At 41.2% G+C, this 26,298-nt stretch carries 22 protein-coding genes and 3 tRNA genes; 21 read left to right on the top strand and 4 right to left on the bottom strand.

The genetic code is table 11. The annotated features are described in order from the left end of the window. Positions 1 to 27: 27 nt before the first annotated feature. Positions 28 to 1,902 (bottom strand): PTS mannitol transporter subunit IICBA, encoded by a 1,875-nt coding sequence (locus tag KPF51_RS06980; RefSeq protein ID WP_005723212.1) that lies wholly within the window; start codon positions 1,900 to 1,902, stop codon positions 28 to 30. Between the two features lie 282 nt (positions 1,903 to 2,184). Between KPF51_RS06980 and KPF51_RS06975 the strand changes: the two genes are divergently transcribed. The 5 genes from KPF51_RS06975 (at position 2,185) to KPF51_RS06955 (ending at position 4,909) form a co-directional block, all read left to right on the top strand. Continuing rightward, complete coding sequence (locus KPF51_RS06975; RefSeq protein WP_005717374.1) at positions 2,185 to 2,406, top strand: YceK/YidQ family lipoprotein; 222 nt, start codon at positions 2,185 to 2,187, stop codon at positions 2,404 to 2,406. 7 nt (positions 2,407 to 2,413) lie between these two features. Continuing rightward, a complete protein-coding gene (rep, locus tag KPF51_RS06970) occupies positions 2,414 to 4,429 on the top strand; it encodes a DNA helicase Rep (protein ID WP_005723209.1) in 2,016 nt (671 codons plus the stop codon). A gap of 118 nt (positions 4,430 to 4,547) precedes the next feature. Continuing rightward, positions 4,548 to 4,640: transfer RNA gene (locus KPF51_RS06965), tRNA-Ser, on the top strand. Positions 4,641 to 4,690: 50 nt separating this feature from the next. Next, positions 4,691 to 4,767 (top strand) — tRNA-Arg (locus KPF51_RS06960). Between the two features lie 65 nt (positions 4,768 to 4,832). Next, a tRNA-Arg gene (locus KPF51_RS06955) sits at positions 4,833 to 4,909 on the top strand. A gap of 135 nt (positions 4,910 to 5,044) precedes the next feature. Here the strand turns inward: KPF51_RS06955 and KPF51_RS06950 are convergent. Continuing rightward, positions 5,045 to 5,425, bottom strand: coding sequence for a PRD domain-containing protein (locus KPF51_RS06950; protein WP_005723207.1), 381 nt, complete (start codon positions 5,423 to 5,425; stop codon positions 5,045 to 5,047). 123 nt (positions 5,426 to 5,548) lie between these two features. Between KPF51_RS06950 and KPF51_RS06945 the strand changes: the two genes are divergently transcribed. The 5 genes from KPF51_RS06945 to purT all read left to right on the top strand — a co-directional run bounded on the left by KPF51_RS06945 (position 5,549) and on the right by purT (position 9,136). Next, positions 5,549 to 6,148, top strand: coding sequence for a beta-phosphoglucomutase family hydrolase (locus tag KPF51_RS06945; RefSeq protein WP_064972567.1), 600 nt, complete (start codon positions 5,549 to 5,551; stop codon positions 6,146 to 6,148). Between the two features lie 5 nt (positions 6,149 to 6,153). Further along, entirely contained in the window at positions 6,154 to 6,765 is a 612-nt protein-coding gene (locus KPF51_RS06940) for a sugar O-acetyltransferase (protein ID WP_005754552.1), read from the top strand. After that, on the top strand, positions 6,758 to 7,237 hold the full coding sequence (locus KPF51_RS06935; protein WP_005723202.1) for a YqaA family protein: 480 nt from the start codon (positions 6,758 to 6,760) through the stop codon (positions 7,235 to 7,237). Before KPF51_RS06940 ends, KPF51_RS06935 begins: the two co-directional genes overlap by 8 nt. A 173-nt stretch (positions 7,238 to 7,410) precedes the next feature. After that, positions 7,411 to 7,917, top strand: coding sequence for an S-ribosylhomocysteine lyase (gene luxS / locus KPF51_RS06930; protein ID WP_005723200.1), 507 nt, complete (start codon positions 7,411 to 7,413; stop codon positions 7,915 to 7,917). Between the two features lie 37 nt (positions 7,918 to 7,954). After that, a complete protein-coding gene (gene purT / locus KPF51_RS06925; RefSeq protein WP_005723197.1) occupies positions 7,955 to 9,136 on the top strand; it encodes a formate-dependent phosphoribosylglycinamide formyltransferase in 1,182 nt (393 codons plus the stop codon). A 50-nt stretch (positions 9,137 to 9,186) separates the two neighbouring features. Here the strand turns inward: purT and bcp are convergent, their stop codons facing one another. Continuing rightward, positions 9,187 to 9,654 carry a thioredoxin-dependent thiol peroxidase gene (bcp, locus tag KPF51_RS06920; RefSeq protein ID WP_005754548.1) on the bottom strand — a complete coding sequence of 156 codons (468 nt, stop codon included), beginning with the start codon at positions 9,652 to 9,654 and terminating at the stop codon, positions 9,187 to 9,189. A gap of 174 nt (positions 9,655 to 9,828) precedes the next feature. On the opposite strand from bcp, the gene dapA reads away from it, so the two are divergent. The 4 genes from dapA (at position 9,829) to gshAB (ending at position 15,183) form a co-directional block, all read left to right on the top strand. Then, positions 9,829 to 10,725, top strand: a complete 897-nt coding sequence (gene dapA, locus KPF51_RS06915; RefSeq protein WP_061405894.1) for a 4-hydroxy-tetrahydrodipicolinate synthase — start codon at positions 9,829 to 9,831, stop codon at positions 10,723 to 10,725. Between the two features lie 106 nt (positions 10,726 to 10,831). Beyond that, the gene (gene bamC, locus KPF51_RS06910; protein ID WP_064661149.1) at positions 10,832 to 11,845 is read left to right on the top strand and encodes an outer membrane protein assembly factor BamC; all 1,014 of its coding nucleotides are present in this window, start codon (positions 10,832 to 10,834) and stop codon (positions 11,843 to 11,845) included. 10 nt (positions 11,846 to 11,855) lie between these two features. Then, a complete protein-coding gene (locus KPF51_RS06905) occupies positions 11,856 to 12,764 on the top strand; it encodes a DMT family transporter (protein WP_005723192.1) in 909 nt (302 codons plus the stop codon). A gap of 145 nt (positions 12,765 to 12,909) precedes the next feature. After that, positions 12,910 to 15,183, top strand: coding sequence for a bifunctional glutamate--cysteine ligase/glutathione synthetase (gene gshAB / locus KPF51_RS06900; protein WP_005723190.1), 2,274 nt, complete (start codon positions 12,910 to 12,912; stop codon positions 15,181 to 15,183). 57 nt (positions 15,184 to 15,240) lie between these two features. Here the strand turns inward: gshAB and KPF51_RS06895 are convergent, their stop codons facing one another. Beyond that, positions 15,241 to 16,071 carry an HAD-IIB family hydrolase gene (locus KPF51_RS06895; protein WP_005723188.1) on the bottom strand — a complete coding sequence of 277 codons (831 nt, stop codon included), beginning with the start codon at positions 16,069 to 16,071 and terminating at the stop codon, positions 15,241 to 15,243. Positions 16,072 to 16,264: 193 nt separating this feature from the next. On the opposite strand from KPF51_RS06895, the gene KPF51_RS06890 reads away from it, so the two are divergent. The 7 genes from KPF51_RS06890 (at position 16,265) to mfd (ending at position 26,231) form a co-directional block, all read left to right on the top strand. Continuing rightward, the gene (locus KPF51_RS06890; protein WP_005751777.1) at positions 16,265 to 17,383 is read left to right on the top strand and encodes a PhoH family protein; all 1,119 of its coding nucleotides are present in this window, start codon (positions 16,265 to 16,267) and stop codon (positions 17,381 to 17,383) included. Then, the gene (gene ybeY / locus KPF51_RS06885; RefSeq protein WP_005723184.1) at positions 17,384 to 17,860 is read left to right on the top strand and encodes an rRNA maturation RNase YbeY; all 477 of its coding nucleotides are present in this window, start codon (positions 17,384 to 17,386) and stop codon (positions 17,858 to 17,860) included. It abuts the gene before it with no gap. A gap of 116 nt (positions 17,861 to 17,976) precedes the next feature. Next, positions 17,977 to 18,705 carry a DUF5358 family protein gene (locus KPF51_RS06880; protein WP_005723182.1) on the top strand — a complete coding sequence of 243 codons (729 nt, stop codon included), beginning with the start codon at positions 17,977 to 17,979 and terminating at the stop codon, positions 18,703 to 18,705. An 18-nt stretch (positions 18,706 to 18,723) separates the two neighbouring features. Beyond that, positions 18,724 to 20,679, top strand: coding sequence for a tRNA(Met) cytidine acetyltransferase TmcA (locus KPF51_RS06875; protein WP_005723180.1), 1,956 nt, complete (start codon positions 18,724 to 18,726; stop codon positions 20,677 to 20,679). Positions 20,680 to 20,709: 30 nt separating this feature from the next. Beyond that, positions 20,710 to 20,901 (top strand): DUF5363 family protein, encoded by a 192-nt coding sequence (locus KPF51_RS06870; RefSeq protein ID WP_005723177.1) that lies wholly within the window; start codon positions 20,710 to 20,712, stop codon positions 20,899 to 20,901. 119 nt (positions 20,902 to 21,020) lie between these two features. Further along, positions 21,021 to 22,652, top strand: coding sequence for a phosphoethanolamine transferase (locus tag KPF51_RS06865; RefSeq protein WP_005723175.1), 1,632 nt, complete (start codon positions 21,021 to 21,023; stop codon positions 22,650 to 22,652). Positions 22,653 to 22,793: 141 nt separating this feature from the next. Beyond that, a complete protein-coding gene (mfd, locus tag KPF51_RS06860) occupies positions 22,794 to 26,231 on the top strand; it encodes a transcription-repair coupling factor (protein WP_061405895.1) in 3,438 nt (1,145 codons plus the stop codon). The last annotated feature ends 67 nt before the right edge of the window (positions 26,232 to 26,298 follow it).

Here is a 26,298-nt window from a genome sequence, read left to right as displayed (position 1 = left end):
GGGCAGATAATGATCTGCCCAAGAAGATTATGCTTTTAATAACGCTAAGACTTTTTCGACATCATCCGTTTCCGATAAAATGCGAATGGCATCCTCGTTATCTAGTGCATTGGTAATGGCAGAAACCACTTGCAGATGCTCGTTGTTTTTGGCGGCAATCCCAATCACTAATTTTGCGATACTGTCTTCTTCATCCTCATTAAATTTGACACCTTCTGGATACTGACAGACAACAACACCTGTTTTGAGTACCGCATCTTTAGCTTCGATTGTGCCATGTGGTACCGCAATACCTTCACCTAAATAAGTGGAAACCATTTTTTCACGCTCAAACATCGCATCAACATAACTTGGTAACACAAAACCTGATTCAACTAAACGTTCACCCGCGAATCGAATGGCTTCTTCTTTATTTGCTGCTTTTAAGCCTAAGAAGACTTGTTTTTCTGTGAGTACAAATGCAGTTTGAGGCGCTTCTTGTGGCTCAAGCGTGTTGACCTTTGCTAAATCAGACACCTTTGTATTGCTCAAATCTTGAACGAGGTTATCGTAGAAATGGGCATCTAAGAAATTGTTTAAGGAAAAATGCATAGCATTTGGCGTATGTTTTTTGGCACGTAATGTTAAGTCTTGATGCGTAATGACTAATTGCGCGTCTTCCGGTAAATCATTAATTGCACAGTTTGTCACTTCAATGGCTAACCCTGCTTCTTTGACTTTTTTACGTAACATGCTTGCGCCCATTGCACTTGATCCCATACCGGCATCACAAGCAACAAAGATTTTTTGTACTCCTTGATAACGGGCTGGTGTATTGAACTGTACACCGGATTTCATCGCTTTTGATGCGGCTTGCATTTTCTCTAATGAATGCCCATTTTCTTCTTTTTGAATTTTTAAGAAGAATGAAGCGATAACGAAAGATACCGTTGCCGCGATGGCAACAGAAGCGAGAACACCAACGATAGCGTTTTGTGGTGTCATTAATAAAACCGCAATAATCGAACCTGGTGAAGCGGGTGCCACAAGACCTGCATTAAATAATACTAATGTGAATACACCAGATACACCACCTGCAATCACGGCCAGTAAGAGACGCGGATTCATTAAAACATAAGGGAAATAAATCTCGTGGATTCCCCCAAAGAAATGGATGATCGTGGCACCGCCTGCTGTTTGTTTTGCTGTACCTTTCCCAAATATAATATAAGCAAGTAACACCCCTAAGCCCGGACCCGGGTTGGCCTCAATCAAGAAGAAAATGGATTGTCCAAATTCTTGCGATTGCTGAATACCAAGTGGGGAGAAAATTCCATGGTTAATTGCGTTGTTTAAGAAGAGGATTTTGGCTGGCTCAACAAAGATAGAGGTGAGCGGCAGTAAGTGCGCTTTTACTAAAATATCGACACCAGCAGCTAACATAGTGGACAACGCTTTCACCGCAGGACCAATTAGCCAGAAGAATAAAATAGCCAAGATCATACCAATGATACCTGAAGAGAAGTTATTGACTAACATCTCAAAGCCACTTTTAATTTTACCATCAGCCCATTTATCAAAACGTTTAATTGCCCAGCCCCCTGTCGGACCCGCGATCATGGCGCCTAAAAACATTGGGATGTCAGTACCTACAATGACCCCCGCAGTAGCAATCGCGCCGACCACCGCACCGCGCTCACCAGCAATCAATTTACCACCAGAATAACCAATTAAGAGTGGTAATAAGTAGGTGATCATCGGTCCTACTAATTTGGCTAACGTTTCATTGGGTAGCCAACCCGTTGGAATGAAAAGTGCGGTGATAAAACCCCAAGCAATAAATGCACCAATATTGGGCATCACCATGTTGGATAAGAAACGACCAAAATTTTGTACTTTGACTTTTGCATTTGCTGAAAGCATAGTTAACCTCGTCGATAAAATGACCAATTTTCAACTGTCAAAATAGCATAGCGAAACTGAAATCTAAAATTTTTCATATTAAATATGTGATGAGCATCACAATGTTTTTTTCTTTTATTTGTTTGAAAATGTGATATATATCACAAAATATATTTTGTTAATTGTAAAGTGTGATATATATCGCATTTCTGTGTGGTCTGGCGTATTCAAAATGTAGAAATGTTTATGGCATTTTTTAATATTGTCGCGAGGATTAGTTAGCTATAATAAACAAGGAAACAAATGCAAAAATTTTGCTTACTTTTAATCGTACTTTTAGGCTTAAATGGCTGTGGTACTGTCGTGAAATTAATTGACCCTACGGAGTCTTATTCTTCGTATGCTGGCACAAAATATGATCTTGAAATGGCAAAGCGCTGGGGACTTCCTATTTTAGATTTGCCTTTCTCTTTTATATTGGATACCGCATTATTGCCTTATGTCTGGACTCAAGAAACCGAATAAATGACCCATGAAATTAAATAAACAGCAACAACAAGCCGTGGAATATGTCACTGGACCTTGCTTAGTGCTCGCTGGGGCGGGCTCGGGTAAAACACGGGTTATCATTAATAAAATTGCTTATCTCGTTGCCAAATGTGGCTATGTTCCGCGCCAGATTGCGGCGGTGACTTTTACGAACAAAGCTGCACGGGAAATGAAAGAACGTGTTGCCTACTCAATTGGTAAAGAAGCCAGTCGTGGTCTAATTGTATCCACGTTTCACACTTTAGGCTTTGATATGATTAAACGTGAATATAAGCAATTAGGCTTTAAAGCGAATATGACGTTGTTTGATGAACATGATCAATATGCGCTATTAAAAGAGTTAACAGCGGACTTATTGTGTGAGGACAAGGATTTATTACGTGAATTAATTTCGGTCATTTCTCGTTGGAAAAATGATTTAGTTTTGCCACCACAGGCAAAACAGCTTGCACGTGATCACAAGCAACAAATGTTTGCAGAGTGTTATGATCGTTATAACCAGCAAATTCGTGCATACAATGCATTGGATTTTGACGATTTAATCATGTTGCCGACCTTATTATTACAACAAAATGATGCGGTTCGCACGAAGTGGCAACAGAAAATCCGCTACTTATTAGTCGATGAATATCAGGATACCAATACCAGTCAGTATGAATTGATCAAATTATTAGTCGGGGAGCGCGCTTGCTTTACGGTAGTCGGAGATGATGATCAATCAATTTATTCTTGGCGTGGCGCGCAGCCACAAAATATGATGCGGTTGAAAACCGATTTTCCTCACTTAAACGTCGTGAAATTAGAACAAAATTATCGTTCAACACAACGCATTTTACATTGTGCCAATATTTTGATCGATAATAATGATCATGTGTTTGCTAAAAAACTGTTTTCAACGCTAGATCAAGGGGAAAAGCTACAAGTTATCGAAGCAAAAAATGAAGAAGAAGAAGCGGAACGTGTGGTAGGGGAATTAATCGCACACCGATTTATGCGCAAAACCAAGTATAAAGATTATGCGATTTTATATCGCGGTAATCATCAATCGCGCTTGTTGGAAAAGGTGTTAATGCAAAACCGTATTCCCTACAAAATTTCAGGGGGGACCTCCTTTTTCTCGCGTGCAGAAATTAAAGACATGATGGCGTATTTACGTTTAGTGGTAAATCAAGATGATGACGCCGCGTTTTTACGTATTGTGAATACGCCTAAGCGCGAAATTGGGACGGTGACGTTACAAAAATTAGGCGAGTTAGCCCATGAAAAACATTGTAGTTTATTTGAAGCAATCTTTGATTTTGAGTTAATTCAACGAATTACACCTAAAGCCTATAATGCATTGCAACATTTCGGACAGTGGATCGTGCAATTAAGTGATGAGGTAATTCGCTCAGAACCTGAACGCGCGATTCGTAGCATGCTCGCACAGCTTCATTACGAAGAATACTTATACGAATATGCGACCAGCCCTAAAGCAGCGGAAATGCAAAGTAAAAATGTGGCGACACTGTTTGATTGGGTCGCGGAGATGTTAAAGGGAAATGACATTGACGAACCAATGACGCTTAATCAAGTAGTGACACGTTTGACATTACGTGACATGTTGGAGCGAGGAGAAGAGGATGATGAAAGTGATCAAGTGCAATTAATGACGCTACATGCTTCTAAAGGCTTAGAATTTCCGCATGTTTTTTTAATTGGGATGGAAGAAGGGATTTTACCGCATCAGACCAGTATTGATGAGGATAATGTGGAAGAAGAACGCCGTTTAGCCTATGTAGGCATTACGCGTGCGCAACAAACATTAACCTTCTCGTTATGCAAAGAAAGACGCCAGTTTGGTGAGTTACTAAAGCCTGAGCCAAGTCGCTTTTTGGCTGAACTACCCACCGATGATGTGCAGTGGGAGCGCGATAAGCCACCTTTAACACAGGAACAAGTTCGCGAGAATACCGCCACACAATTGGCGAACTTACGTGCGATTTTGCGGGGTAAATAGTTTTTAAGTAGGTATTTTATTGAATTTGTAGAGAAATCAGTCAACTGAATAATTTTTTTGTAAAAATGATTTGACTTATTTTTAGAAAAACGTATTATACCGCCCACAAACCGATTGCGGTGAGATGGCCGAGAGGCTGAAGGCGCTCCCCTGCTAAGGGAGTATGGGGTCAAAAACTCCATCGAGGGTTCGAATCCCTCTCTCACCGCCATTTACTCAAGTATTTTACAAAGTCTACTTTGGCGGAAGTAAAATCGTGCTGCACCCGTAGCTCAGCTGGATAGAGTACTCGGCTACGAACCGAGCGGTCAGAGGTTCGAATCCTCTCGGGTGCGCCATTTTAATTAGACTCTACTGATTAAACTGGTTTAAGCAAGTAAATAAGATCAACGCATATCAATACGCACCCGTAGCTCAGCTGGATAGAGTACTCGGCTACGAACCGAGCGGTCAGAGGTTCGAATCCTCTCGGGTGCGCCATTTCATTCTCTTATCAATCTCTTCACTTTATCAAATACAAATAACTTTCCGTTCTCTTTTGAGTTTTAGGCAAAAGCGTTGAAAATCTCAAACGAATAACATCCTATTCTGTTGGTGTGTCTAAGCCGACAACAGCTAATTGAATTTTTTTAGAATATCGGGTTGATCTAACAATAACGAATAATAATTTGCTAGAAAATAAGTTTGTTCGTTATCGGGAATAGGGAAAGGAATCAGATCCAAAATATCTTGGTGCATAGCAGAAACAACGGGAAAACAGACCGCACTTTGAATCTTTATCTGAAAATCTTTATGCAAGGGAGAGGCACAGTGTTGTCGTTTAATCCGACCTAATGCATTGGCTAAGTGAACCAGCAGGGTTTGTACTTGCATCGTGTTGACATCAACATGCCAGTGTTGAGCCAAATGATCTTGCGCATTAAATACAATCTCGACAATTTGCTCATCAATTAACTTTCGCACTTGTAACATTTTTAAGTGAGATTGGATATCCATGTTTCCCCCTGCGACACGTTGCTTTGCAGTCTAGCTTACTTTCTTAAAATTAAATAGTGCAGAGATCACAATTTTGTCGCAAAATAATGCCTAGCTTTGAGTTGATAATAGAAAGAGTGACGTATGTTAGATGTGAAGATTTTAGCGCAATATGCTGGGTTGATTTTTGATATGGATGGGACGGTAGTGGACACGATGCCTTGTCATGAGCGTGCATGGCTCAAGGTGGCTGACAAGGTGGGATATCCGTTATCACCGTCTGTCATGTATGAACTCGCAGGTGCGCCTCTTCGCACTATTGCCCAGGAAATGATGCTGCGTGCGAATATGCCATTAACACAATTACAGGAAGTCATGAAATTAAAACGTCAATTTGGTCATGCTTTAATCATGGCGGAAGCTATATTGTTACCTGCTGCGGAAATTGTGAAAAGCTATCATAATCAAAAACCCATGGCGTTAGGCACTGGGTCGCATCGTGAAATCACACATAAGTTATTAAATAAATTGGAGATCGCACATTGCTTTGATGCAGTGGTTACTTCAGAGGATGTGGCGAAACATAAACCCGAACCCGATACTTTTTTGCGTTGTGCCGAATTAATTGGAGTAAATCCTCAAACTTGCCTGGTATTTGAAGATGCTGATTTAGGTGTGCAAGCAGGACTTGCAGCAGGTATGCATGTTTTTGATGTCAGAACCCATACATTAATCACAGAGTAACAACGATGTTGACAGACAAAGAAAAACGACATTTAGGTTTAGCGCATCAGCCTTATGATCCGGAATTGGCAGAGATGCGCTTACGTAATAAAGAATTATTGCATGAATATAATGTGTTAACTCGCCCTTCAGATAAACAAACAAAAGCCCGTTTGATCTTATCTATTCTTGGTAAAGCTGCGAATACACCTCACATTAATGCGCCTTTTTACTGTGATTACGGGCAATTTATTGAAGTCGGAAAAAACTTTTTTGCGAATTATCACTGTACTATCCTAGATACAGGAGGCGTGAAGATTGGCGATGATGTGTTATTTGCTCCGAATGTGAGTTTATACACCGTAGGGCATCCAATTGATCCTGAATTGCGTAAGGCAGAATGGGAACAAGCACTACCCATTGTGATTGGGAATAATGTGTGGATTGGGGGCAATGTGGTGATTTTAGGCGGCGTTACTATTGGTGACAATACTGTGATTGGGGCGGGTTCTGTGGTCACAAAAGATATTCCGGCAAATTGTGTAGCCGTGGGCAATCCATGTAAAGTACAACGAATGATTAGCCCGCAGGACCGAGAGGATTATTTACAACGTTTTAAACCAGACTGGAATGATTGATTTTTGGACATGGGATTTTTGGCAACAACATAGCTTATGGTTTATGTTTGCTAGTGCCTTTTTGAGTGCTACGCTTTTACCCGGTAATTCAGAAATCGTGTTTGTTACATTACTCGCCCCTTTGCAACTTAATCAGCAAGGGCTTTTCTCTGATGATGTACTGTGGTTATTCCATATGGCAGTATTGGGAAACAGTTTAGGTAGCATGACAACTTATTACTTAGGTTACGGTTTACCTCGTTTATCCGAAAAACAGCAACAGCATCCTCGTTTTAAGTGGGTCATGCAAAAAGTGCAACGCTACGGTGTTTGGAGTCTGCTGTTTAGTTGGCTACCGATAGTTGGTGATTTATTTTGCGCGGTTGCTGGATGGTTAAGATTGAATATACTCGGGGCATGTGTGCTGATTTTTGTTGGAAAATGGGTACGTTATCTTTTTTTACTGTTGCTGACGATGAAAGTGATGTCCTAGTAATATCTCACATGCTAAAAAAAACACCACCCAAGATGGGTGGTGAATAACCTAAGGAACCAATTTTATTAAAAACAACTGCAAGTTGCTGTATCCTAAGACTGATACGTTTAAAAAAAGTTCAAAAAAATTTACCTGCATTTTGCGAAAACTTGAAAATTTAAGGACATATTATGCCATTACTTGATAGCTTTAAAGTTGACCATACCCGTATGAAAGCGCCAGCAGTACGCGTTGCGAAAACCATGACTACCCCAAAGGGCGATAACATTACTGTATTTGATTTACGTTTTTGCATACCAAATAAAGAGATTCTCTCCCCAAAAGGGATTCATACTTTAGAACATCTTTTTGCGGGTTTTATGCGCGATCATTTAAATGGGACAGAAGTAGAAATTATTGATATTTCCCCGATGGGCTGTCGTACAGGGTTTTACATGTCATTAATTGGCACACCCAATGAGCAACAGGTGGCAGACGCTTGGTTAGCCTCAATGCGAGATGTGTTATTGGTCAAAGATCAAGCACAGATCCCGGAATTAAATGCTTTCCAGTGCGGGACTTACACCGAGCACTCATTAGCCGAAGCACAACAAATCGCACACAATGTACTTGAGCGTGGTGTGAGTGTGAATAAAAATGAAGATTTATTACTCGACGAACAATTATTATCTCTTTAAGCATTTATAAAACACAACCGTCCAGAAGGAAATCCATATGACAACAATTGGTACCCCACTTACGCCGAAAGCCACAAAAGTGATGATGCTAGGTTCAGGCGAACTCGGTAAAGAAGTGGTGATTGAGCTACAACGCCTTGGTGTTGAGGTGATTGCTGTTGATCGTTATGCTAATGCGCCAGCACAACAAGTGGCACATCGTGCTTATACGATATCTATGCTTGATGGCGAGGCTTTAAAAGCCTTAGTGGAGAAAGAAAAGCCAGATTACATCGTGCCAGAAGTGGAAGCGATTGCGACGGCAACGCTCGTGGAATTAGAGCAGGCAGGGTTTACTGTGATTCCAACGGCGAAAGCAACCCAATTAACCATGAATCGTGAAGGTATTCGTCGTTTGGCAGCAGAAGAGTTAGGGTTACCAACGTCAAACTACCAATTTGTTGATAATTTTGATGATTTCAAACGCGCAGTGGAAAAAATTGGGATCCCTTGTGTGGTTAAGCCGATTATGTCTTCTTCAGGACATGGACAAAGTATTTTGAAATCAGTCGAACAGATACCGTCCGCGTGGGAATATGCGCAACAAGGTGGGCGTGCGGGGGCAGGACGTGTCATTGTGGAAGGTTTTGTCAAATTTGATTATGAAATTACGTTATTAACAGTACGTCATGTCCATGGCACTTCTTTTCTCGCACCAATCGGTCACATTCAAATTGATGGGGATTATCGCGAATCTTGGCAACCTCAAGCCATGTCAGCAGTGGCATTAGAAAAAGCGCAGGCGATTGCAGAAAAAATTACTGGTGCGTTAGGGGGACGTGGTATTTTTGGTGTGGAAATGTTTGTTTGTGGGGATGAAGTCATTTTCAATGAGGTTTCACCACGCCCTCATGATACTGGCATGGTGACCTTAATTTCACAAGAATTGTCTGAGTTTGCGTTACACGCACGAGCTATTTTAGGTTTGCCAATTCCGGACATTACACTTATTAGCCCGTCAGCGTCCAAAGCGATTGTGGTTGAGGGGAAATCCACGCAAGTCGTATTTGGTCAATTGGCTGAGGTGCTTGCTGAACCGCATACGAATCTTCGTTTATTTGGTAAGGGCGAAGTAGATGGTCACCGTCGTATGGGCGTGATTTTAGCACGTGATATTTCTGTTGAGAAAGCATTAGAAAAAGCACGCCGTGCTTATGATAAGCTTGAGATTACACTGTAAAGGTTCTGTGGTAGCAATGACCGCGCTGTTAAGTGCGGTCGTTTTTGCCTTTATTTTTGAGTTAAATAATCTAACACTACTTGATGATGGTTTGAGGTTTTGAATTGGCGGAAAACCTGCTCAACGTTACCTTGTTCGTCAATTAAAAAACTGATGCGATGAATACCGTCATAAGTTTTGCCTAAAAATTTCTTTTCTCCCCACACACCAAATTGTTCTGCCACCTGATGATCCTCATCTGCTAACAGATGAAAATTAAGGGCTTTTTTTTCACTAAATTTACTTAATTTTTCTGGGCTATCAGGACTAATACCTAAAATCACCACACCATGCTTTTCTAATTCAGTTTTGCTATCTCGTAATCCGCAAGCTTGAGTATTACAGCCCGGTGTGAGGGCCTTAGGGTAAAAATAAACAAGGACTTTTTTGCCAGCAAATTGATTTAGTGTGATGTTTTCTTTGCACTGATTAAGCAAACTAAATTGTGGTGCACTTTCGCCGATGGATAAGGTTTTCATGAAAATCCTCTGTTGAAAAATAAGTTTATCGAAAAAATTGAAAAAATTACTTGCAAATCCAAGCTATTTTAGCGATCTTAAATCGAAATTTACAAGCAAACTCAACATCAATATAGTGAATTCATTCTAAAAATGACAGCTATTTATAATTAATAAATATTTTCAGGAGGCTGTATGTCAGCAAACAATTATCTCTTCTCGGGCAGTATCGTTGCTATCGTGACCCCAATGGACAGTTCTGGCGAAATTGATTTTGTCAGATTGAAAAGTTTAGTTGAACATCATATCGCAGCGGGCACGGATGCGATTGTCTCAGTAGGCACAACTGGTGAAGCTGCAACATTAAGCATTGATGAGAACGTTAAAACCATTTTAAAAACGGTCGAGTTTGCTGATGGACGTATTCCTGTGATTGCGGGAGCCGGTGCTAATGCCACTAGCGAAGCCATTGTAATGACTAAACTCTTAAATGACAGTGGTGTAGCAGGCTGTCTTTCTGTGGTGCCTTATTATAATAAGCCAACCCAAGAAGGTATGTATCAGCATTTTAAAGCCATTGTAGAATGTACAGATTTGCCACAAATCTTATATAACGTGCCAAGTCGTACTGGAAGCGATTTGTTGCCAGAAACAGTAGCCCGTTTGGCGAAAATCAACAATATTGTTGCTATTAAAGAAGCAACCGGTGATCTTAGTCGTGTCGCCAAAATTAAAGAATTGTCGGGAGAGGATTTCATTTTCTTAAGTGGTGATGATGCAACAGGGTTAGAGTCCATTAAATTAGGGGGGCAAGGTGTAATTTCTGTGACCAATAACGTGGCGGCCGCGGACATGGCAAAAATGTGTCATCTTGCACTAAATGGACAATTTGAGGAAGCTGAACAAATTAATCAGCGCTTGATGGCATTACATAAAAATTTATTTGTCGAATCCAATCCAATTCCTGTGAAATGGGCAGCTTACCGTTTAGGTTTGATTGATACACCAACTTTACGCTTACCGTTGACAACGCTGAGTGAACATTTACAACCTAAAGTCGAAGACGCATTAAAAATCGCGGGTTTGTTGTAATAAGATACACTGAGGTTGTACAACAATAAGTCGAGTAAACTTTTGTTTCGCCTTATTGTCAAAGTGCGGTAGCGTTGAAAAAAATTTATTATTAAGGAAAATAGTTATGAAAAAGTGGTTATTCCCTTTTGCTTTCGTTGCAACCTTGGCAGGTTGCTCAGTGAGCAATGAAAGTAAACAGCAAGCCAATGATACTTATCAAAAATCAGATGCGGCCTTACCGCTTTTCGCCCCTTTGAACACCGCTGGCGTGAGCTTGCCAAAGCAGGATACCACTTATCAACTTCCTCAAGTGAAAGTGAAAAAAGCGGATCAGGTGGATATTCGCCCCCCAGAAACGCCTTTAGCGATTATTCAAAATTCTATTGCACAGTTTGATGGTGAACGGGCATTAATTGCTTATCCGATTGATAAAAGAGAGGTTTATAACCTGCAACAAGTCGCACGTTTATTAAAAGAGCAGGGGATTGGTTATCAGTTAACGAATGAGAAAATTGTAACAGATTGGGCTCCAACGGGACGTGCGGATGAGATTGGGGATACGCAAGTACGTTATGAAATTGAGCAAGTGAGTTCTGGCAATTATAGCGCACTGTTTGTCTCCATTTTACAGATGAAACGTAATGAGGTGGTATTTAGTCCACATTTAGCGGATAAACAACGTTATAGTTCTGATCGCTTGAACCAACTTGTTGGTGAATTAGATGCGTCTTATCGTAAACAAGTCCGTGATTTGAATAACAGCGGATTGATGCCAATTCAGTCTGTATTAGGTACGGACAGTAATGGGCGTACTGCTCTCGTGTTAGGCGCACCCTTTAATCATGCGTGGACAAAACTAGGACAAGTTTTACCGCAGCTTGAATTTGATATTAAAGATGAAATTATTGGTCGCGGGGTAAGGGAGTTAAAATACCGGCCAGCTGGGGCAAAAAGTTGGTGGTGGCCATTTGGTCGTGCTGAAGGCAGTAGCGGACTGAAAACAGGTACCTATTTTATGCAGTTAAGCGCCTTAGGGAAGCAAAGTGCGGTGGTGATGACCGATGATGATGGCAATGCGTTATCTGGGGAGCAAGCTCAGGTGCTTTATCAAGCATTACAAAATCTCTTAGCGAAATAATACAGTCAAGATGACTAAACTCAGTATCCAGCGCGATAACTTGATTTGTTTGAGTTATGTCGCATTAATGGGATTCGGTTTTCCCATTATGCGTTATATGAGTATTCATTTTGATACATTAAATAATAACGCTGTTCGCTTTCTCTCAGGGGGCAGCGTTTTTATTTTAGCCTGTTTTTTTTATTATCGCGCTGAGTTAACGCGTGTTTTTCATCAGCCGAAGTTACTTTTATCATTTTTACTTCTAGCCTGTTTTATGACCGCGAATATGTATTTTTTTATCAATGGAATGAAATATACATCAGCTTTGTCTGGCAGTATTTTTGGGGTGCTGGCGATGCCCCTTTCGATTTTCATGGCAGCTATCATTTATCAAGATGAAAGAAAAAAAGTCATGCAGATCCCTTTTGCCGTGGGGAGCTGTATTTTGATTTTGGGGTCGCTGTTGTTTGTACTTTATGGTCAACAAAGCGCATCAGACAGCGATTTCTTGTTAGGTTCGCTTTTTTTAACGCTGGCTATTTTCATCCAATCTATTCAAAATTTAGTAGTGAAGCAGGTCGCGAGAGGAACCAATGTGGTCGTGTTGAGTGCATTCACGGCATTTTTGTCTGGCATGATATACTTGGTTTGGGCGTTGAAAAGTGAGATCATTTTTCGTTTAGCTGAAGTGAGTATTGGCGCACTCGTTGAACTAAGTCTGGCGGGCGTATATGGCATGATGACAGGCATGTTATTGGCTTTTTTTATTGTGAAAACACAAGGGATTGTGAGATTTAATGTGATTCAATTATTAGTGCCCATTTCCACAGCGTTAGTTGGCTATGTTACGTTAGGCGAAGTGATGAACGTTTACCAAGGGATAGGCGCACTATGTGTGCTTTTAGGCTGTATTTTATGTTTAAGAATCCGTACTTGACATCGCCTTTTCTATTATGCTTTAGTGCAATTTGTTTCTTCTGCTGCTCGCTTGATTAGGCTACAATGCCAAACCAACCCTTTATTTCACTGATTAAGTTTCATCTGTTCAAGCCGGTTAACCGTATTTATTTGAAGGAAAGCAAATGAAAATTCAACATATCATTCATGAAAACCAATTAGGATTATTGTTTCAACAAGGCTCATTCGGGTTAGAAAAAGAAAGTCAGCGCGTGACTGCCGATGGTGCAATTGTAACGACTCCTCATCCTGCGGTGTTTGGTAATCGCCGTTATCATCCTTATATTCAAACAGATTTTGCTGAGAGCCAACTTGAGCTGATTACCCCGCCAACTAAAAAGTTAGAAGATACGTTTCGTTGGTTGTCTGCTATTCATGAAGTGGTACAACGTTCGCTACCCGAAGAAGAATATATTTTCCCATTGAGTATGCCTGCGGGATTGCCAGCAGAAGAGCAAATTCGTGTGGCACAATTAGATAACCCAGAAGACGTGGCTTATCGTGAATATTTAGTGAAAATATATGGTAAAAACAAGCAGATGGTCAGCGGGATTCACTACAACTTTCAGCTTTCCCCCGACTTGATCACACGTTTATTCCACTTGCAGAATGAGTATCAAAGTGCGGTCGATTTTCAGAATGATTTATATCTGAAAATGGCAAAAAACTTCTTACGTTATCAATGGATTTTGTTGTATCTATTAGCGGCAACACCAACGGTTGAATCCGCTTATTTTAAAGATGGATCCCCGTTAGCGAAAGGGCAATTCGTGCGTAGTTTACGTTCAAGTCAATATGGTTATGTGAATGATCCCGAAATTAACGTTTCTTTTGATAGTGTCGAAAAGTATGTTGAAAGCTTAGAACATTGGGTATCAACGGGGAAATTGATTGCAGAAAAAGAATTTTATTCTAATGTGCGTTTGCGTGGTGCAAAGAAAGCGCGCGAATTTTTGACAACGGGTATTCAATATCTGGAGTTCCGTTTATTTGACTTAAATCCGTTTGAGATTTACGGGATTAGCCTAAAAGATGCGAAGTTTATCCACGTGTTCGCCTTATTCATGATTTGGATGGATCACACTGCTGATCAAGGAGAAGTGGAATTAGGTAAAGCGCGTTTGGCAGAAGTGGCTTTTGAGCATCCATTAGAAAAAACCGCTTATGCCGTCGAAGGCGAATTGGTGCTCTTAGAATTATTGTCGATGCTAGAGCAAATTGGCGCAGAGCCGGAATTATTTGAGATTGTGAAAGAGAAATTAACTCAATTCACGGATCCAAGCAAAACAGTGGCAGGACGTTTAGTACGCGCAATTGAGCAAGCCGGGAGCGATCAACAATTAGGTGCCCAGCTCGCACAGCAATATAAAGCCCAAGCCTTTGAACGTTTTTATGCCTTATCTGCATTCGATAACATGGAGCTTTCTACCCAAGCGTTGTTATTTGATGTGATCCAGAAAGGGATTCATACTGAGATTTTGGATGAAAATGATCAATTCTTGTGCTTAAAACATGGTGATCATATTGAGTATGTGAAAAACGGCAATATGACCTCACACGACAGTTATATTTCACCGCTAATTATGGAAAATAAAGTGGTGACGAAAAAAGTATTGCAAAAAGCGGGCTTTAATGTACCGCAAAGTGTGGAGTTTACTTCTCTTGAGAAAGCGGTGGCAAGTTATGCACTTTTTGAAAACCGTGCGGTAGTGATTAAACCCAAATCCACGAATTATGGCTTGGGTATCACCATTTTCCAACAAGGCGTGCAAAACCGTGAGGATTTTGCTAAGGCGCTAGAAATTGCTTTCCGTGAAGATAAAGAAGTAATGGTGGAAGATTATTTAGTCGGAACAGAATACCGCTTCTTTGTATTAGGTGATGAAACATTGGCGGTATTACTGCGTGTACCAGCCAATGTCGTGGGAGACGGTGTGCATTCTGTGGCAGAACTTGTTGCCATGAAAAATGATCATCCGCTACGAGGTGATGGTAGCCGTACACCATTGAAAAAAATTGCTTTAGGCGAAATTGAGCAGTTACAGCTCAAGGAGCAAGGCTTAACCATTGATAGCATTCCCGCTAAAGATCAGCTTGTACAACTACGAGCCAATTCCAATATTAGTACAGGTGGTGATTCCATTGATATGACGGATGAAATGCACGAGAGTTATAAACAACTGGCTGTTGGTATCACGAAAGCGATGGGCGCGGCGGTGTGTGGTGTGGATTTAATTATCCCTGACTTGAAGCAACCGGCTTCGCCAAACTTAAGTTCTTGGGGCGTGATTGAAGCGAATTTTAATCCGATGATGATGATGCATATTTTCCCTTATGCGGGTAAATCTCGTCGTTTAACTCAGAATGTGATTAAGATGCTCTTTCCTGAACTGGAGTAAGTGCATAAGTCATTATAAAGGCGAACCCTCAGTTCGCCTTTATTATAATGGGCTTTTTTACGGCAATTGACGAAGAATACTCAAGATGCCGTGACAGTAAGGCTTATCTAGGCACTTGCCATACCGCTCAATCGCATGCTTATCTGCATTGGCTACCAAATAGCCATTCCCAGCCACAGCAAACATAGTAAAATCATTGGCACTGTCACCAAATGCTAAAACCTGCTGTTTGTCGAGTTTCAGTTCTTCCATTAAAAAGAGTACTGCTTGATCTTTACCACAGCATTTTGGAATAAAGTCCACATCATAACTGTTTTCAGGATCACCGGCAGCAGGATTTGCTTTCGTGATGAGTACTCTCAGTTGTGCTTGTTCGGCGAGTGAGCGTATCCAAGCAATGTCTTTTTCCATCTCATCTCTGATCAAATAATAAAAACTGGTTTTATAGGGACCTTGATAATCTTCAGGCTGTCTATCTAATCTGATACCTTGAGCAAGAATTTGTTCGACGATCTGATCAACTTTTTGTTGCTGATAACCAGAGGTAGCAATACGTTGTTGCCAAGTTGTCGATGGCACTAATTCCCCTTGTGTTATCCAATAAAACTCGGTTCCTAAACTACAACATAAAAAGTGTGGACTTTGTGAAATGGTACGCTTTGCTTTGCGTAAAGCGGAGGTCTTATTTGTGCCTGTTATCCAACCTAACAGGATGCCTTTTTTCTCCCCTTCTTCTAAAAGGAAATGCTCTAATTCGGTAATCCCGCTTGTCACTTGATTGTCAGGGTGATAAGGAATATAGGTTTCATCCATATCACAACAAACCAAATACTGTACTTCAGTCGGTCGTGGAAAGGTTGCCGGTAGTTTGTCTTTTGCCAATGTCATCATGCCTCCTAAGATCACGTGCTGATCATAAACAATTTCGTCTATCATAACTGAAAAGCTACGACATGAGGTGAAAAACCGCTTGTTTTTTGCACTGCTATGTTTGTGGCGGCTGGACGAAATCTTACCTAGCAAATTTTCCACAATCTCTTTACAATACCGTAAGTTTTCTTTTCACTTTTGAGGTTTCACATTGACGGAGTTATTCACGGAAACATTTACCCTTGAACCGCAAGATAATGCGCGTTTACAAGCCTTATGTGGTGCGTACGAAGGGAATTTACAACTGATTGAAAAATCATTAAATTTAACCGTTTCACGACGTAATTTTACTTTTACGATTCAATCGAATGAGGCAGAAAATAAGCCTCATCACGCCAAATTGTTACAAAGTGCAGTCAAATTAATTCAAATGTTATATTTGGAAACCGCGCCTGTACGGGGACAAATTCGTGAACTGGATTTAGAAGATGTGCATATCGCCATTCAAGAAAGCCGTATTTTAGTGCAAGAAACAGAAACTGAACGTGATGAAAGCAAGGTATATGCGTCTTCGATCAAAACCAAACGAGGGTTGATTAAACCGCGTGGACCAAATCAAGTGCAGTATTTACACAATATTTTTCGTCATGATATCAGTTTTGGTATTGGTCCGGCGGGAACAGGAAAAACATTTTTGGCGGTGGCTGCCGCGGTGGAAGCACTCGAAAAGCAAGATGTGCGTCGTATTTTGCTGACTCGTCCTGCGGTGGAAGCGGGCGAAAAGTTAGGTTTTTTACCCGGTGATTTAGGACAGAAGATCGAACCTTATTTGCGTCCATTGTATGATGCGCTGTTTGAAATGTTGGGGTTTGAGCGTGTACAAAAATTAATGGAACGCAATGTGATTGAAATCGCCCCCTTAGCATATATGCGTGGACGTACCCTTAATGACAGCTTTATTATTCTTGATGAAAGCCAAAATACAACAGTTGAACAAATGAAAATGTTCTTAACACGTATTGGATTTAATTCGAAAGCGGTAATTACCGGTGACATTACTCAAATTGATTTACCACGTAGTCAAAAATCTGGCTTACGTCATGCCATTGAAGTGTTAGAAAGTGTACCAGAATTGAGTTTTAACTACTTTGAAAGTAAAGACATTGTTCGGCATCCGGTGGTTGCGAAAGTCGTACAAGCTTATGATGCTTGGGAAGCACAAGATGAAATTCGCCGTGCCGAGATCGCGGCACAACGTCGTCAAGAGCGTGCTGAAAAAGACAATATAGAAAAAGTGCGGTCAGAAAATACAGCGCATGAGAAAGCATAAATGAAACAAGTGATAATTGATTTACAACTGGTCTGCGAAAACACGGATAATTTACCGAGTGAAGCACAAATTCAGGCATGGGCAAATCGTGCGATCCGGCCAGAATTTTCCGATGTTGAAATGACGGTGCGCATTGTGGATGAAGCAGAAAGTCATGACCTGAATTTGACTTATCGCGGCAAAGATAAGCCAACCAATGTTTTATCCTTTCCGTTTGAATGCCCTGATGAAGTGGAATTAAGTTTGCTAGGCGATTTAGTCATTTGCCGTCAAGTGGTGGAAAAAGAAGCCGAAGAACAAGGTAAGCCATTAATGGCACATTGGGCGCATATGGTGGTGCATGGTTGCTTACATTTACTTGGCTATGATCATATTGAGGATGCCGAAGCAGAGGAAATGGAAGGGTTAGAAACGGAAATCATGCAGTCTTTGGGTTTTGACGATCCTTATCTGAGCGAAAAAGAAATGCACGGATAAAAAGTGCTTTCTTTTTAAACCATTTTATTAAATTGTGGTCAAAGAAGTCTAAAATTTTTGTTAGGCATATAAGATGCCAAGATGACAGGTTTATCACAGTTGTATAGGAAAAAATCATGTTGAAAAAATTATGTATTGTGTTTGCGTTATTTGGTTTAACAGCTTGCGTAGCGTACTATCCATATCCAGATTATCAACCTCGTAGCAAGCCGATCTCAAAACCAAGCTATGATCCCCCTTTAGCCCCTTCATTCGAAACGCAAACTCAGCGTAGCTATCCAAAGGAGAAAAAGGGTTATTACAAAATATCAACCGAACACATGAATAAATTTATTCAGGCAAAGAATAATGTGGAATATTGTTTATTGCCTGAGTTAGGGCAGCAAGAAGATGCCCGTTTGACAGCGCTAGAAAAACATTTAGTAAAAGCGATCATTCATGAACAGTTAGAAAACATTGTCGGTAAATCTTCTGCGAAAGTGATTTATGATGATCCTGATGCTTATGGTTATTTTGAGTTCAAATATCAGCAATTAAAACACGATTTAACTAATATTCGTGAGTCAGAGTGCCGCCAATTAAAAGAGCGTTATAACCAACGTTTTAAAGATCTCAAACGGCAACGTGGTTTAGAAAATCGATCCGGTCATCCAATTGAACGTCGTATCCAAGATCAGCAACAGGCGATCGAAGATAAGATTCGTGATCAGCAGATGTCTATTGAGCGAAAAATGCGTGAACAACAAGAAGCGATGGAACGCAAAATACTTGGTCAGCCAGAGCCGATGTATAAACCTAAACGCGATATCAGTATTGATTGGTCACACCCGTTAGATCGTTGGTAATAGCACGATGAAAGTGAAATGAATCGGGTAAATAAGCAAAGAAAAGTGCAATGTTGGGTGGGGGAGAATGCTACATTATTTCCCCCACTCGCACGCTTATCTGGAATAAAAAGTGCGGTATGGATTGGCGATGATTTACCGCCTTTTTTGTCTTTTGCTCATTTCGATTTCAAGCAAGCAAAAAACATGTTGGGGCAAGAGTTTGCCTTGATTGTCTATGATGCAAGGGGAGGGCTGAATCTTGATGCCTTAGCTATCGCCAGTGGCACTTTGCAACAAGAAGGTGTGTTGCTGATTTTATTACCACAATGGGCGATGCTGAGCACTTGGCAAGATCCTGACTCCGTCCGTTGGTCTGGTGAAAATGATCCTATTTTGACACCGCACTTTCTACATTATTTTCAACAAAAAGTACGAGACTACGGCTTTCCGGTTTATCATACTTTTTTCCCTTCGCTATCATTGCCGGATAAATCAACCAGTGCGGTCGATTTTCAATCAGAACCGACAGTGGAACAAGCACAGTTACTGCACCGTATCAACAAGGCTACTGAAGCGGTATTGATTGTGACGGCGAAGCGGGGTCGAGGAAAATCGGCGCTAGCAGGTTTTTGGGCAAGGCAGTTGAAGCAACAAAATCAAACATTGATATTAACTGCACCGAATAAAGCGGCTGTCAGGATTTTACAAGCGTTTGCTAATACGGCGTTAGATTTCAAGTCACCAGATTTACTTTGTGAGCAAATTGCACAAGATCCCCATGCGTTTGCTGATAAATGGTTATTGATTGATGAAGCGGCTATGCTCCCTTTAAGTTTGTTAGAACTGCTGACATCAACCTTTAAAGGCATACTCTGTACCACTACGATACAAAGTTATGAAGGGACCGGGCGTGGTTTTTTACTCAAATTTTTAGCCAATTTAGACCGCACTTTTGCGCATTTTGAGCTTCACCAGCCTCTACGTTGGCAAGCTGATGATAAGTTAGAAGCCTTTATGGATGATCTCTTATTGCTACATGCGGAAGATTTGCCTTTTGCCCCATTGGCGTCAGCTGAAGGCGTTCAATTTCAGCGCTATTCACAACATACATTATATCAGCAACAAAAAATTGCTCCGCTTTATGGTTTACTGACGCGTGCCCATTACCGTACGTCACCACTGGATTTACGCCGTTTGTTTGATGCGCCAAATCAACATTTTTATTTAGCACAAAAAGACGAACATCTTCTTGGTGCCGCTTGGCTTGTGCAAGAGGGAAGTCTGCAATCAGAACAACTTATTGGTGAGATTGAGCGCGGTTTGCGCCGTCCTCGTGGCAATTTAGTGCCTCAATTACTGTGTTTTCAAGCGCATTTGCCGCAAGCCTGCCGTTTATCCTCATTGCGGATTTCCCGTATTGCTGTTCAGCCAGATTGGCAACAGCAAGGTATTGGGCAACAGTTAGTCAAAAATATTTGCCAAGATGCACAGGTGGATTTTTTGTCCGTCAGTTTTGGTTACACCACTAAGCTGGCTGCATTTTGGCAAAAGTGCGGTTTTTTATTGGTGCATTTAGGTGAACAGAAAGAAGCCAGTAGCGGTTGTTACTCTGTAATCGGCTTAAAACCGTTGTCGTCCGCAGGGATAAGCTTTTGTCAGCAAGCGTACCAACAGTTCCAACGTAATCTCAGTTTATCGCGACACCCCCTCGCGACGGCATTCCCTTCTTTGCCCACCACATGGCAATTAGATCCGCAAGATTGGCGTGCATTAGTGCATTTTGCTTATTTTCAAGGCTCATTTACAGCCGCCTTACCTGCGATACAACGTTTGTTGGCACAAACTGACAGGTGCATTTGTCCGTTATTGTCTGCCCTGTTACAACCGTCATCAAACGAGATGAAATTTGCGGGAGGCAAGAAAAATGGGATAAAAATATGCCGTGAGGAAGTCAAGAAATTGTTGCAAAATCATACAGCCGTTTTATCATAATCAAGTGGGGTGTTGAGAAGGAGCAATAAAATGGAGCAGACAAAAAAGAAAGGTTTATTACGTCGCGTGTGGGACGGTTATAGCAAATTCTGTCAGGACATTGGTGTTGAAAAGGGGGGAGGTCGCGGTTGTTGCTGCGTTCCCGTCGTCAAGTTTGATGAAACATGGAGTGAAGAAGAAAAAGCCGCAATGAAAAAGGCGCAAGAACAACAAAAATCGTAAAAAAACATGCCAAGTACTGACTTGGCATGTTTGTTATATAAGCAAACAAAATAACACAGCAGAACTTTTTCATTTTTTTTGTTTCTAACAGAAGTCGATTTTTTTAGGAGTTTTGTTGTATGAAAAAATTACGATTTCGTTGGTCTTTATCGTCCAGCAAATTACTTGCCCTCACCGCTTTCTACTTTAGTGTCATTTTAAATTACCCTTTCTATGCCAAAGTACTGAGTATCCACCCTTTAACCCACACCTCTGCCGATTATTTTATTTACACCATGCCACTGGTGATTTTCGTGATTCTCAATGCGGCTTTCCAAATCATTGCCATACCTGTCATACATAAGATCATCATGCCTTGTTTGATCGTAATCAGTGCAGCCATTTCTTATAACACGTTATTTTTTGATATTTATTTTAATCGTGAGATGTTGCAAAACGTAGTGCAAAGTAATCTGGCAGAAGGTTCACGCTTGATCACATGGACTTATCTAGAATGGCTGTTGGCGTTTGGTTTTGTGCCGGCACTGTTATATTGTCTCACTCGTGTTAACTATCATCATGTTGTGAAAGAAGTGCTTGTTCGCTTGAGCATGATCTTACTTTCTGTTTTGTTATTTGTTGGTGTGGCAGCGTTTTTCTACCAAGATTATTCCGCCTTTTTCCGCAATAACAAAAGCCTGACGCATTTATTAGTACCTTCCAATTTCATTGGCGCGACGATTAATGTGATACAGGATTTACGCGCGGCGAATTTACCTTATGTGCAACTTGATTTGAAAGCAAGCCAAGCAAAAACGGATCAAGATCGTCATGTCACCGTTTTAATCATTGGCGAAACGACACGTGCGAAAAATTGGGGGCTTAACCATTATGAGCGACAAACCACCCCGTTATTAGCAAATCGGGGCGAGGACGTGATTAACTTTCAGCATATGACGAGCTGTGGAACCTCAACTGCAGTTTCTGTCCCCTGTATGTTTTCCAGATTAGATCGTAAACACTTCAACAATGTACAAGCGGATCACCAAGATAATTTACTGGATATTTTGCAACGCGCGGGGATTGCTATTAAATGGTTGAATAATAATTCCGATTGTAAAGGCGTCTGTAAACACATTCCTTATCAGAATGTGACAACATTGAATTTAGCAGAATACTGTCGAAATGGAGAATGTTTAGATAATATTTTACTGACGCAAGTAGATCAGATCCTTGACAGTACAGACAAGGATACAGTGCTTGTTTTGCATACTATTGGTAATCATGGACCTACCTATTATGAACGTTATACGCCCGAATATCGCCAATTTGTGCCAACCTGTGATACTAACCAAATCAATCGCTGTTCAAAACAACAACTGGTGAATACTTATGACAATGGGATTTTGTATGTAGACCAATTTATTGATCAAGTGATCAGCAAGCTAGAACAGCGCCAACACTTACAGAGTGCTGTGATTTACGTGTCTGATCATGGCGAATCCTTAGGGGAAAAAGGTGTTTATTTACATGCCGCGCCCTATGTGATTGCCCCAACAGAGCAGACACATATTCCGATGATCATGTGGTTTTCACCACGTTGGAAAGCCTCACAACAAGTGGATTTAACTTGTTTACGCCAAAAAGCAAAAGAAGAAGCCTATTCGCATGATCACTTTTTTAGTACCGTGTTTGGTTTGATGCAAATGTCGGAGGAGAGTGAAACTTACCAACAAGACATGGATATTTTACGTCGTTGTCGCATACGCTAGTATAGGACATTGAATAAAAGCCAAGTAAAGCTTGGCTTTTTTACTGGCTTTTTATACAGACTTTCATTGGAAATGCCGTCGATTTAGGCTAAACTATCGCTCATCTTTTTTGACTTATTTTATCTAACTACCACCGCTGTTATGACAACCACATATTTCGATTTCACGATTCCTACACAAGCTAATGATCATAAAATTCTGGGTAATGTTCTGATGGGCGCAGATTGCCTTGCGATAAGCCAAATTGCGCAGCAATATTCAGGTCTGACCGTAGTTGTCACAGCGGATACGCGAAGTGCGGTACGTTTAGAGAAAGTGTTGGCACAATTTAGTTCATTACCCGTGACTTTTTTTCCAGATTGGGAAACGTTACCTTACGATGCATTTTCGCCACACCAAGACATTATTTCTTCTCGTTTAAGTGCGCTATCTCAATTACAGCATTGTCAAAAAGGGATTGTCATTTTACCCATTAGCACTTTAATGCAGCGTTTATGCCCGCCGACATTTTTGCATCATAATCTGCTGTTAGTTAAAAAGGGTGATCGCTTACAGATTAATAAACTGCGTTTGCAGTTAGAAAGTGCGGGCTATCGTGCGGTAGAACAGGTGTTGGAACATGGGGAATATGCGGTGCGTGGGGCATTATTAGATCTCTTCCCAATGGGGAGTGCGGTGCCTTTCCGTTTAGATTTTTTTGATGATGAAATTGACTCGATCCGCACTTTTGATGTGGATACACAACGTACCCTCGAAGAAATTCAAGCCATTAATTTATTGCCCGCGCATGAATTTCCAACTGATGAGAAAGGCATCGAATTTTTCCGTACTCAATTTCGTGAAACTTTTGGTGAAATTCGTCGTGATCCGGAACATATCTACCAGCAAGTGAGTAAAGGTACTTTAATTTCAGGTATTGAATATTGGCAGCCTTTATTTTTTGAACAGATGGCAAGTCTATTTGATTACTTACCAAAGAATACTTTGTGGTTAGATGTAGGCGATATCCAAGAGCAGGGGACGCGTTTTTATCAAGATGCTGAGCAACGCTATGAAAGTCGAAAAGTGGATCCTATGCGTCCGCTTTTACCGCCTGATCGTTTATGGTTACGTCTCGAAGAGATTAATCGGATATTAAAGCAATATCCAAGAATCAGTTTCAAACTGGATAAAGTTCGTTCATCGGCACGTCAAAAGAACCTTGCCGTGCAACCTTTACCCACACTCGCTATTCAATCGCAACACAAAGAACCATTACAGCAATTACGTCAATTTAGTGAGCAATTTAAGGGCAAGATTGTGTTTTCGGTGGAAAGCGAAGGGCGCCGTGAAACCTTATTGGATTTACTCTCGCCACTCAAAATAAAACCACAAAAATTAACCGCACTTTCCAATATCAGTGAGAAGTTTAATGTCTTAATAAGTGGATTAGAAAACGGCTTTATTATTGATAACGATCAGCCAGTTGCGGTGATGACGGAAACCGAGTTGCTTGGTGAGCGAGTACAGCAGCGCAGTCGAGATAAACGTAAATCAGTCAATCCTGATACTCTAATTCGTAATCTCGCGGAACTCAAAATTGGGCAGCCGGTAGTGCATTTAGATCATGGTGTAGGGCGTTATGCGGGATTAGTGACACTTGAAAATGGAGGCATTACGGCCGAATATTTGCTGTTAAATTATGCTAATGAATCTAAATTATATGTCCCCGTATCCTCTTTGCATCTGATTAGTCGCTATGTGGGGGGGGCTGATGAAACGGCACCATTACATAAATTAGGGAGTGATGCATGGGTACGTGCACGTCAAAAAGCCGCGGAAAAAATTCGTGATGTGGCTGCGGAATTGTTGGATGTGTATGCCCAACGTGAAGCTCAAAAAGGCTTTGCTTTCCATTATGATCGTGAAGCGTTTCAACAATTTGCAGCGACGTTCCCGTTTGAAGAAACGGTAGATCAAGAAATGGCGATTAACGCGGTGATTGCAGATATGTGCCAACCAAAAGCCATGGACCGTTTAGTTTGTGGTGATGTGGGCTTTGGAAAAACAGAAGTCGCGATGCGTGCGGCATTTTTGGCGGTAATGAATCATAAGCAAGTGGCGGTGTTGGTACCGACGACCTTATTGGCGCAACAACATTTTGAGAATTTTAAAGATCGTTTTGCCAATTTACCGATCAATGTGGAAGTGCTTTCACGTTTTAAAACAGCGAAAGAACAAAAAGTGGTCTTGCAGAATCTGGCGGAAGGGAAAGTCGATATTTTGATTGGCACGCATAAACTGATTCAATCAGATGTGCAATTTAAAGATTTGGGTTTACTTGTGATCGATGAGGAACATCGTTTTGGGGTGCGTCAAAAAGAGCGGATTAAGCAGCTACGTGCCAATATTGATATTCTTACCTTAACCGCGACACCTATTCCACGAACTTTAAATATGGCGATGCACGGTATTCGGGACTTGTCGATTATTTCTACACCGCCAGCGCGCCGCCTGACGATCAAAACCTTTGTCAAACAAAGCGATGAATCAGTGATCCGTGAAGCGATTTTGCGTGAAATTTTGCGTGGTGGACAAGTGTATTATCTCCATAACGACGTAGCGAGTATTGAAAATTGTGCTGAAAAATTGCGTACACTGGTACCTGAGGCACGGGTGACCATTGGTCATGGTCAAATGCGTGAACGTGAGCTTGAGCGGGTCATGTCGGATTTTTATCATCAGCGTTTTAATGTGTTGGTGTGTTCCACCATTATTGAAACGGGGATTGATGTCCCTACCGCAAATACGATCATTATTGAGCGTGCGGATAACTTTGGTCTAGCCCAATTACATCAATTACGTGGTCGAGTGGGGCGCTCACATCACCAAGCGTATGCCTATTTATTAACCCCACCGATAAAAGCCATGACCAAAGATGCACAAAAACGTCTTGAGGCGTTAGAGAGCTTAGATAATTTAGGGGCGGGCTTTATTCTTGCTACTCACGATTTAGAAATTCGTGGTGCGGGGGAACTCCTTGGTTCTGAACAAAGTGGGCAAATTGAATCGATTGGCTTCTCTTTGTATATGGATTTATTGGAAAGTGCGGTGAATGCCTTAAAAGCTGGGCGTGAGCCGTCCCTAGAAGAACTCACTCAACAACAAGTCGAGATTGATTTACGTTTGCCTGCCTTGTTGCCAGAGGATTACTTGGGTGATGTAAATATTCGTTTATCTTTCTATAAACGGATTGCTGGGGCGGAGAATAAGCCGGAATTAGATGAGTTAAAAGTGGAGTTAATTGACCGTTTTGGTCGTTTACCGGAAGCCACTACATCGCTATTCCGTATCGCAGAATTACGCCAGTTAGCGAAAAAGATTCAAATTCAGAAAATTGATGCGAATGCACAGGGTGGCTTCATTGAGTTTGCCTCTAATGCGGCTCTGGATCCAATGAAATTTTTACAATTAATTCAAACTGAACCAAGTGTGTATCGTTTTGATGGACCAACCAAATTCCGCTTTAGCAAAACCTTTGAGGGGCATAAAGTGCGGTTGGATTTTGTTGAGAATCTCGTGAAAGGATTGAGCCAGTAGTGTGATGAGTTGTGTGGTGTTCGTCTCTTTTACGACGCTTCGATAGAAAATAAAGGCGATTCTGAGA

This window comes from Pasteurella sp. XG20 (genome assembly GCF_018968665.1).
In the GTDB taxonomy this organism is placed as follows: Bacteria; Pseudomonadota; Gammaproteobacteria; order Enterobacterales; family Pasteurellaceae; genus Pasteurella; species Pasteurella multocida.
The sequence above is the reverse complement of the archived record's forward strand: the minus strand, read 5'-3'. Positions and strand labels throughout refer to the sequence as shown.

Bases quoted from the DNA above. Each gene is read 5' to 3' on its own strand.
- luxS (WP_005723200.1), top strand. From the start codon at position 7,411: ATGCCATTACTTGATAGCTTTAAAGTTGACCATACCCGTATGAAAGCG.
- gshAB (WP_005723190.1), top strand. From the start codon at position 12,910: ATGAAAATTCAACATATCATTCATGAAAACCAATTAGGATTATTGTTT.
- KPF51_RS06980 (WP_005723212.1), bottom strand. From the start codon at position 1,902: ATGCTTTCAGCAAATGCAAAAGTCAAAGTACAAAATTTTGGTCGTTTC.
- KPF51_RS06865 (WP_005723175.1), top strand. From the start codon at position 21,021: ATGAAAAAATTACGATTTCGTTGGTCTTTATCGTCCAGCAAATTACTT.
- rep (WP_005723209.1), top strand. From the start codon at position 2,414: ATGAAATTAAATAAACAGCAACAACAAGCCGTGGAATATGTCACTGGA.
- KPF51_RS06870 (WP_005723177.1), top strand. From the start codon at position 20,710: ATGGAGCAGACAAAAAAGAAAGGTTTATTACGTCGCGTGTGGGACGGT.
- KPF51_RS06945 (WP_064972567.1), top strand. From the start codon at position 5,549: ATGTTAGATGTGAAGATTTTAGCGCAATATGCTGGGTTGATTTTTGAT.
- mfd (WP_061405895.1), top strand. From the start codon at position 22,794: ATGACAACCACATATTTCGATTTCACGATTCCTACACAAGCTAATGAT.
- dapA (WP_061405894.1), top strand. From the start codon at position 9,829: ATGTCAGCAAACAATTATCTCTTCTCGGGCAGTATCGTTGCTATCGTG.
- KPF51_RS06905 (WP_005723192.1), top strand. From the start codon at position 11,856: ATGACTAAACTCAGTATCCAGCGCGATAACTTGATTTGTTTGAGTTAT.
- KPF51_RS06895 (WP_005723188.1), bottom strand. From the start codon at position 16,071: ATGACATTGGCAAAAGACAAACTACCGGCAACCTTTCCACGACCGACT.
- ybeY (WP_005723184.1), top strand. From the start codon at position 17,384: ATGAAACAAGTGATAATTGATTTACAACTGGTCTGCGAAAACACGGAT.
- KPF51_RS06950 (WP_005723207.1), bottom strand. From the start codon at position 5,425: ATGGATATCCAATCTCACTTAAAAATGTTACAAGTGCGAAAGTTAATT.
- KPF51_RS06940 (WP_005754552.1), top strand. From the start codon at position 6,154: ATGTTGACAGACAAAGAAAAACGACATTTAGGTTTAGCGCATCAGCCT.
- bamC (WP_064661149.1), top strand. From the start codon at position 10,832: ATGAAAAAGTGGTTATTCCCTTTTGCTTTCGTTGCAACCTTGGCAGGT.
- KPF51_RS06935 (WP_005723202.1), top strand. From the start codon at position 6,758: ATGATTGATTTTTGGACATGGGATTTTTGGCAACAACATAGCTTATGG.
- purT (WP_005723197.1), top strand. From the start codon at position 7,955: ATGACAACAATTGGTACCCCACTTACGCCGAAAGCCACAAAAGTGATG.
- bcp (WP_005754548.1), bottom strand. From the start codon at position 9,654: ATGAAAACCTTATCCATCGGCGAAAGTGCACCACAATTTAGTTTGCTT.
- KPF51_RS06880 (WP_005723182.1), top strand. From the start codon at position 17,977: ATGTTGAAAAAATTATGTATTGTGTTTGCGTTATTTGGTTTAACAGCT.
- KPF51_RS06975 (WP_005717374.1), top strand. From the start codon at position 2,185: ATGCAAAAATTTTGCTTACTTTTAATCGTACTTTTAGGCTTAAATGGC.
- KPF51_RS06875 (WP_005723180.1), top strand. From the start codon at position 18,724: ATGAATCGGGTAAATAAGCAAAGAAAAGTGCAATGTTGGGTGGGGGAG.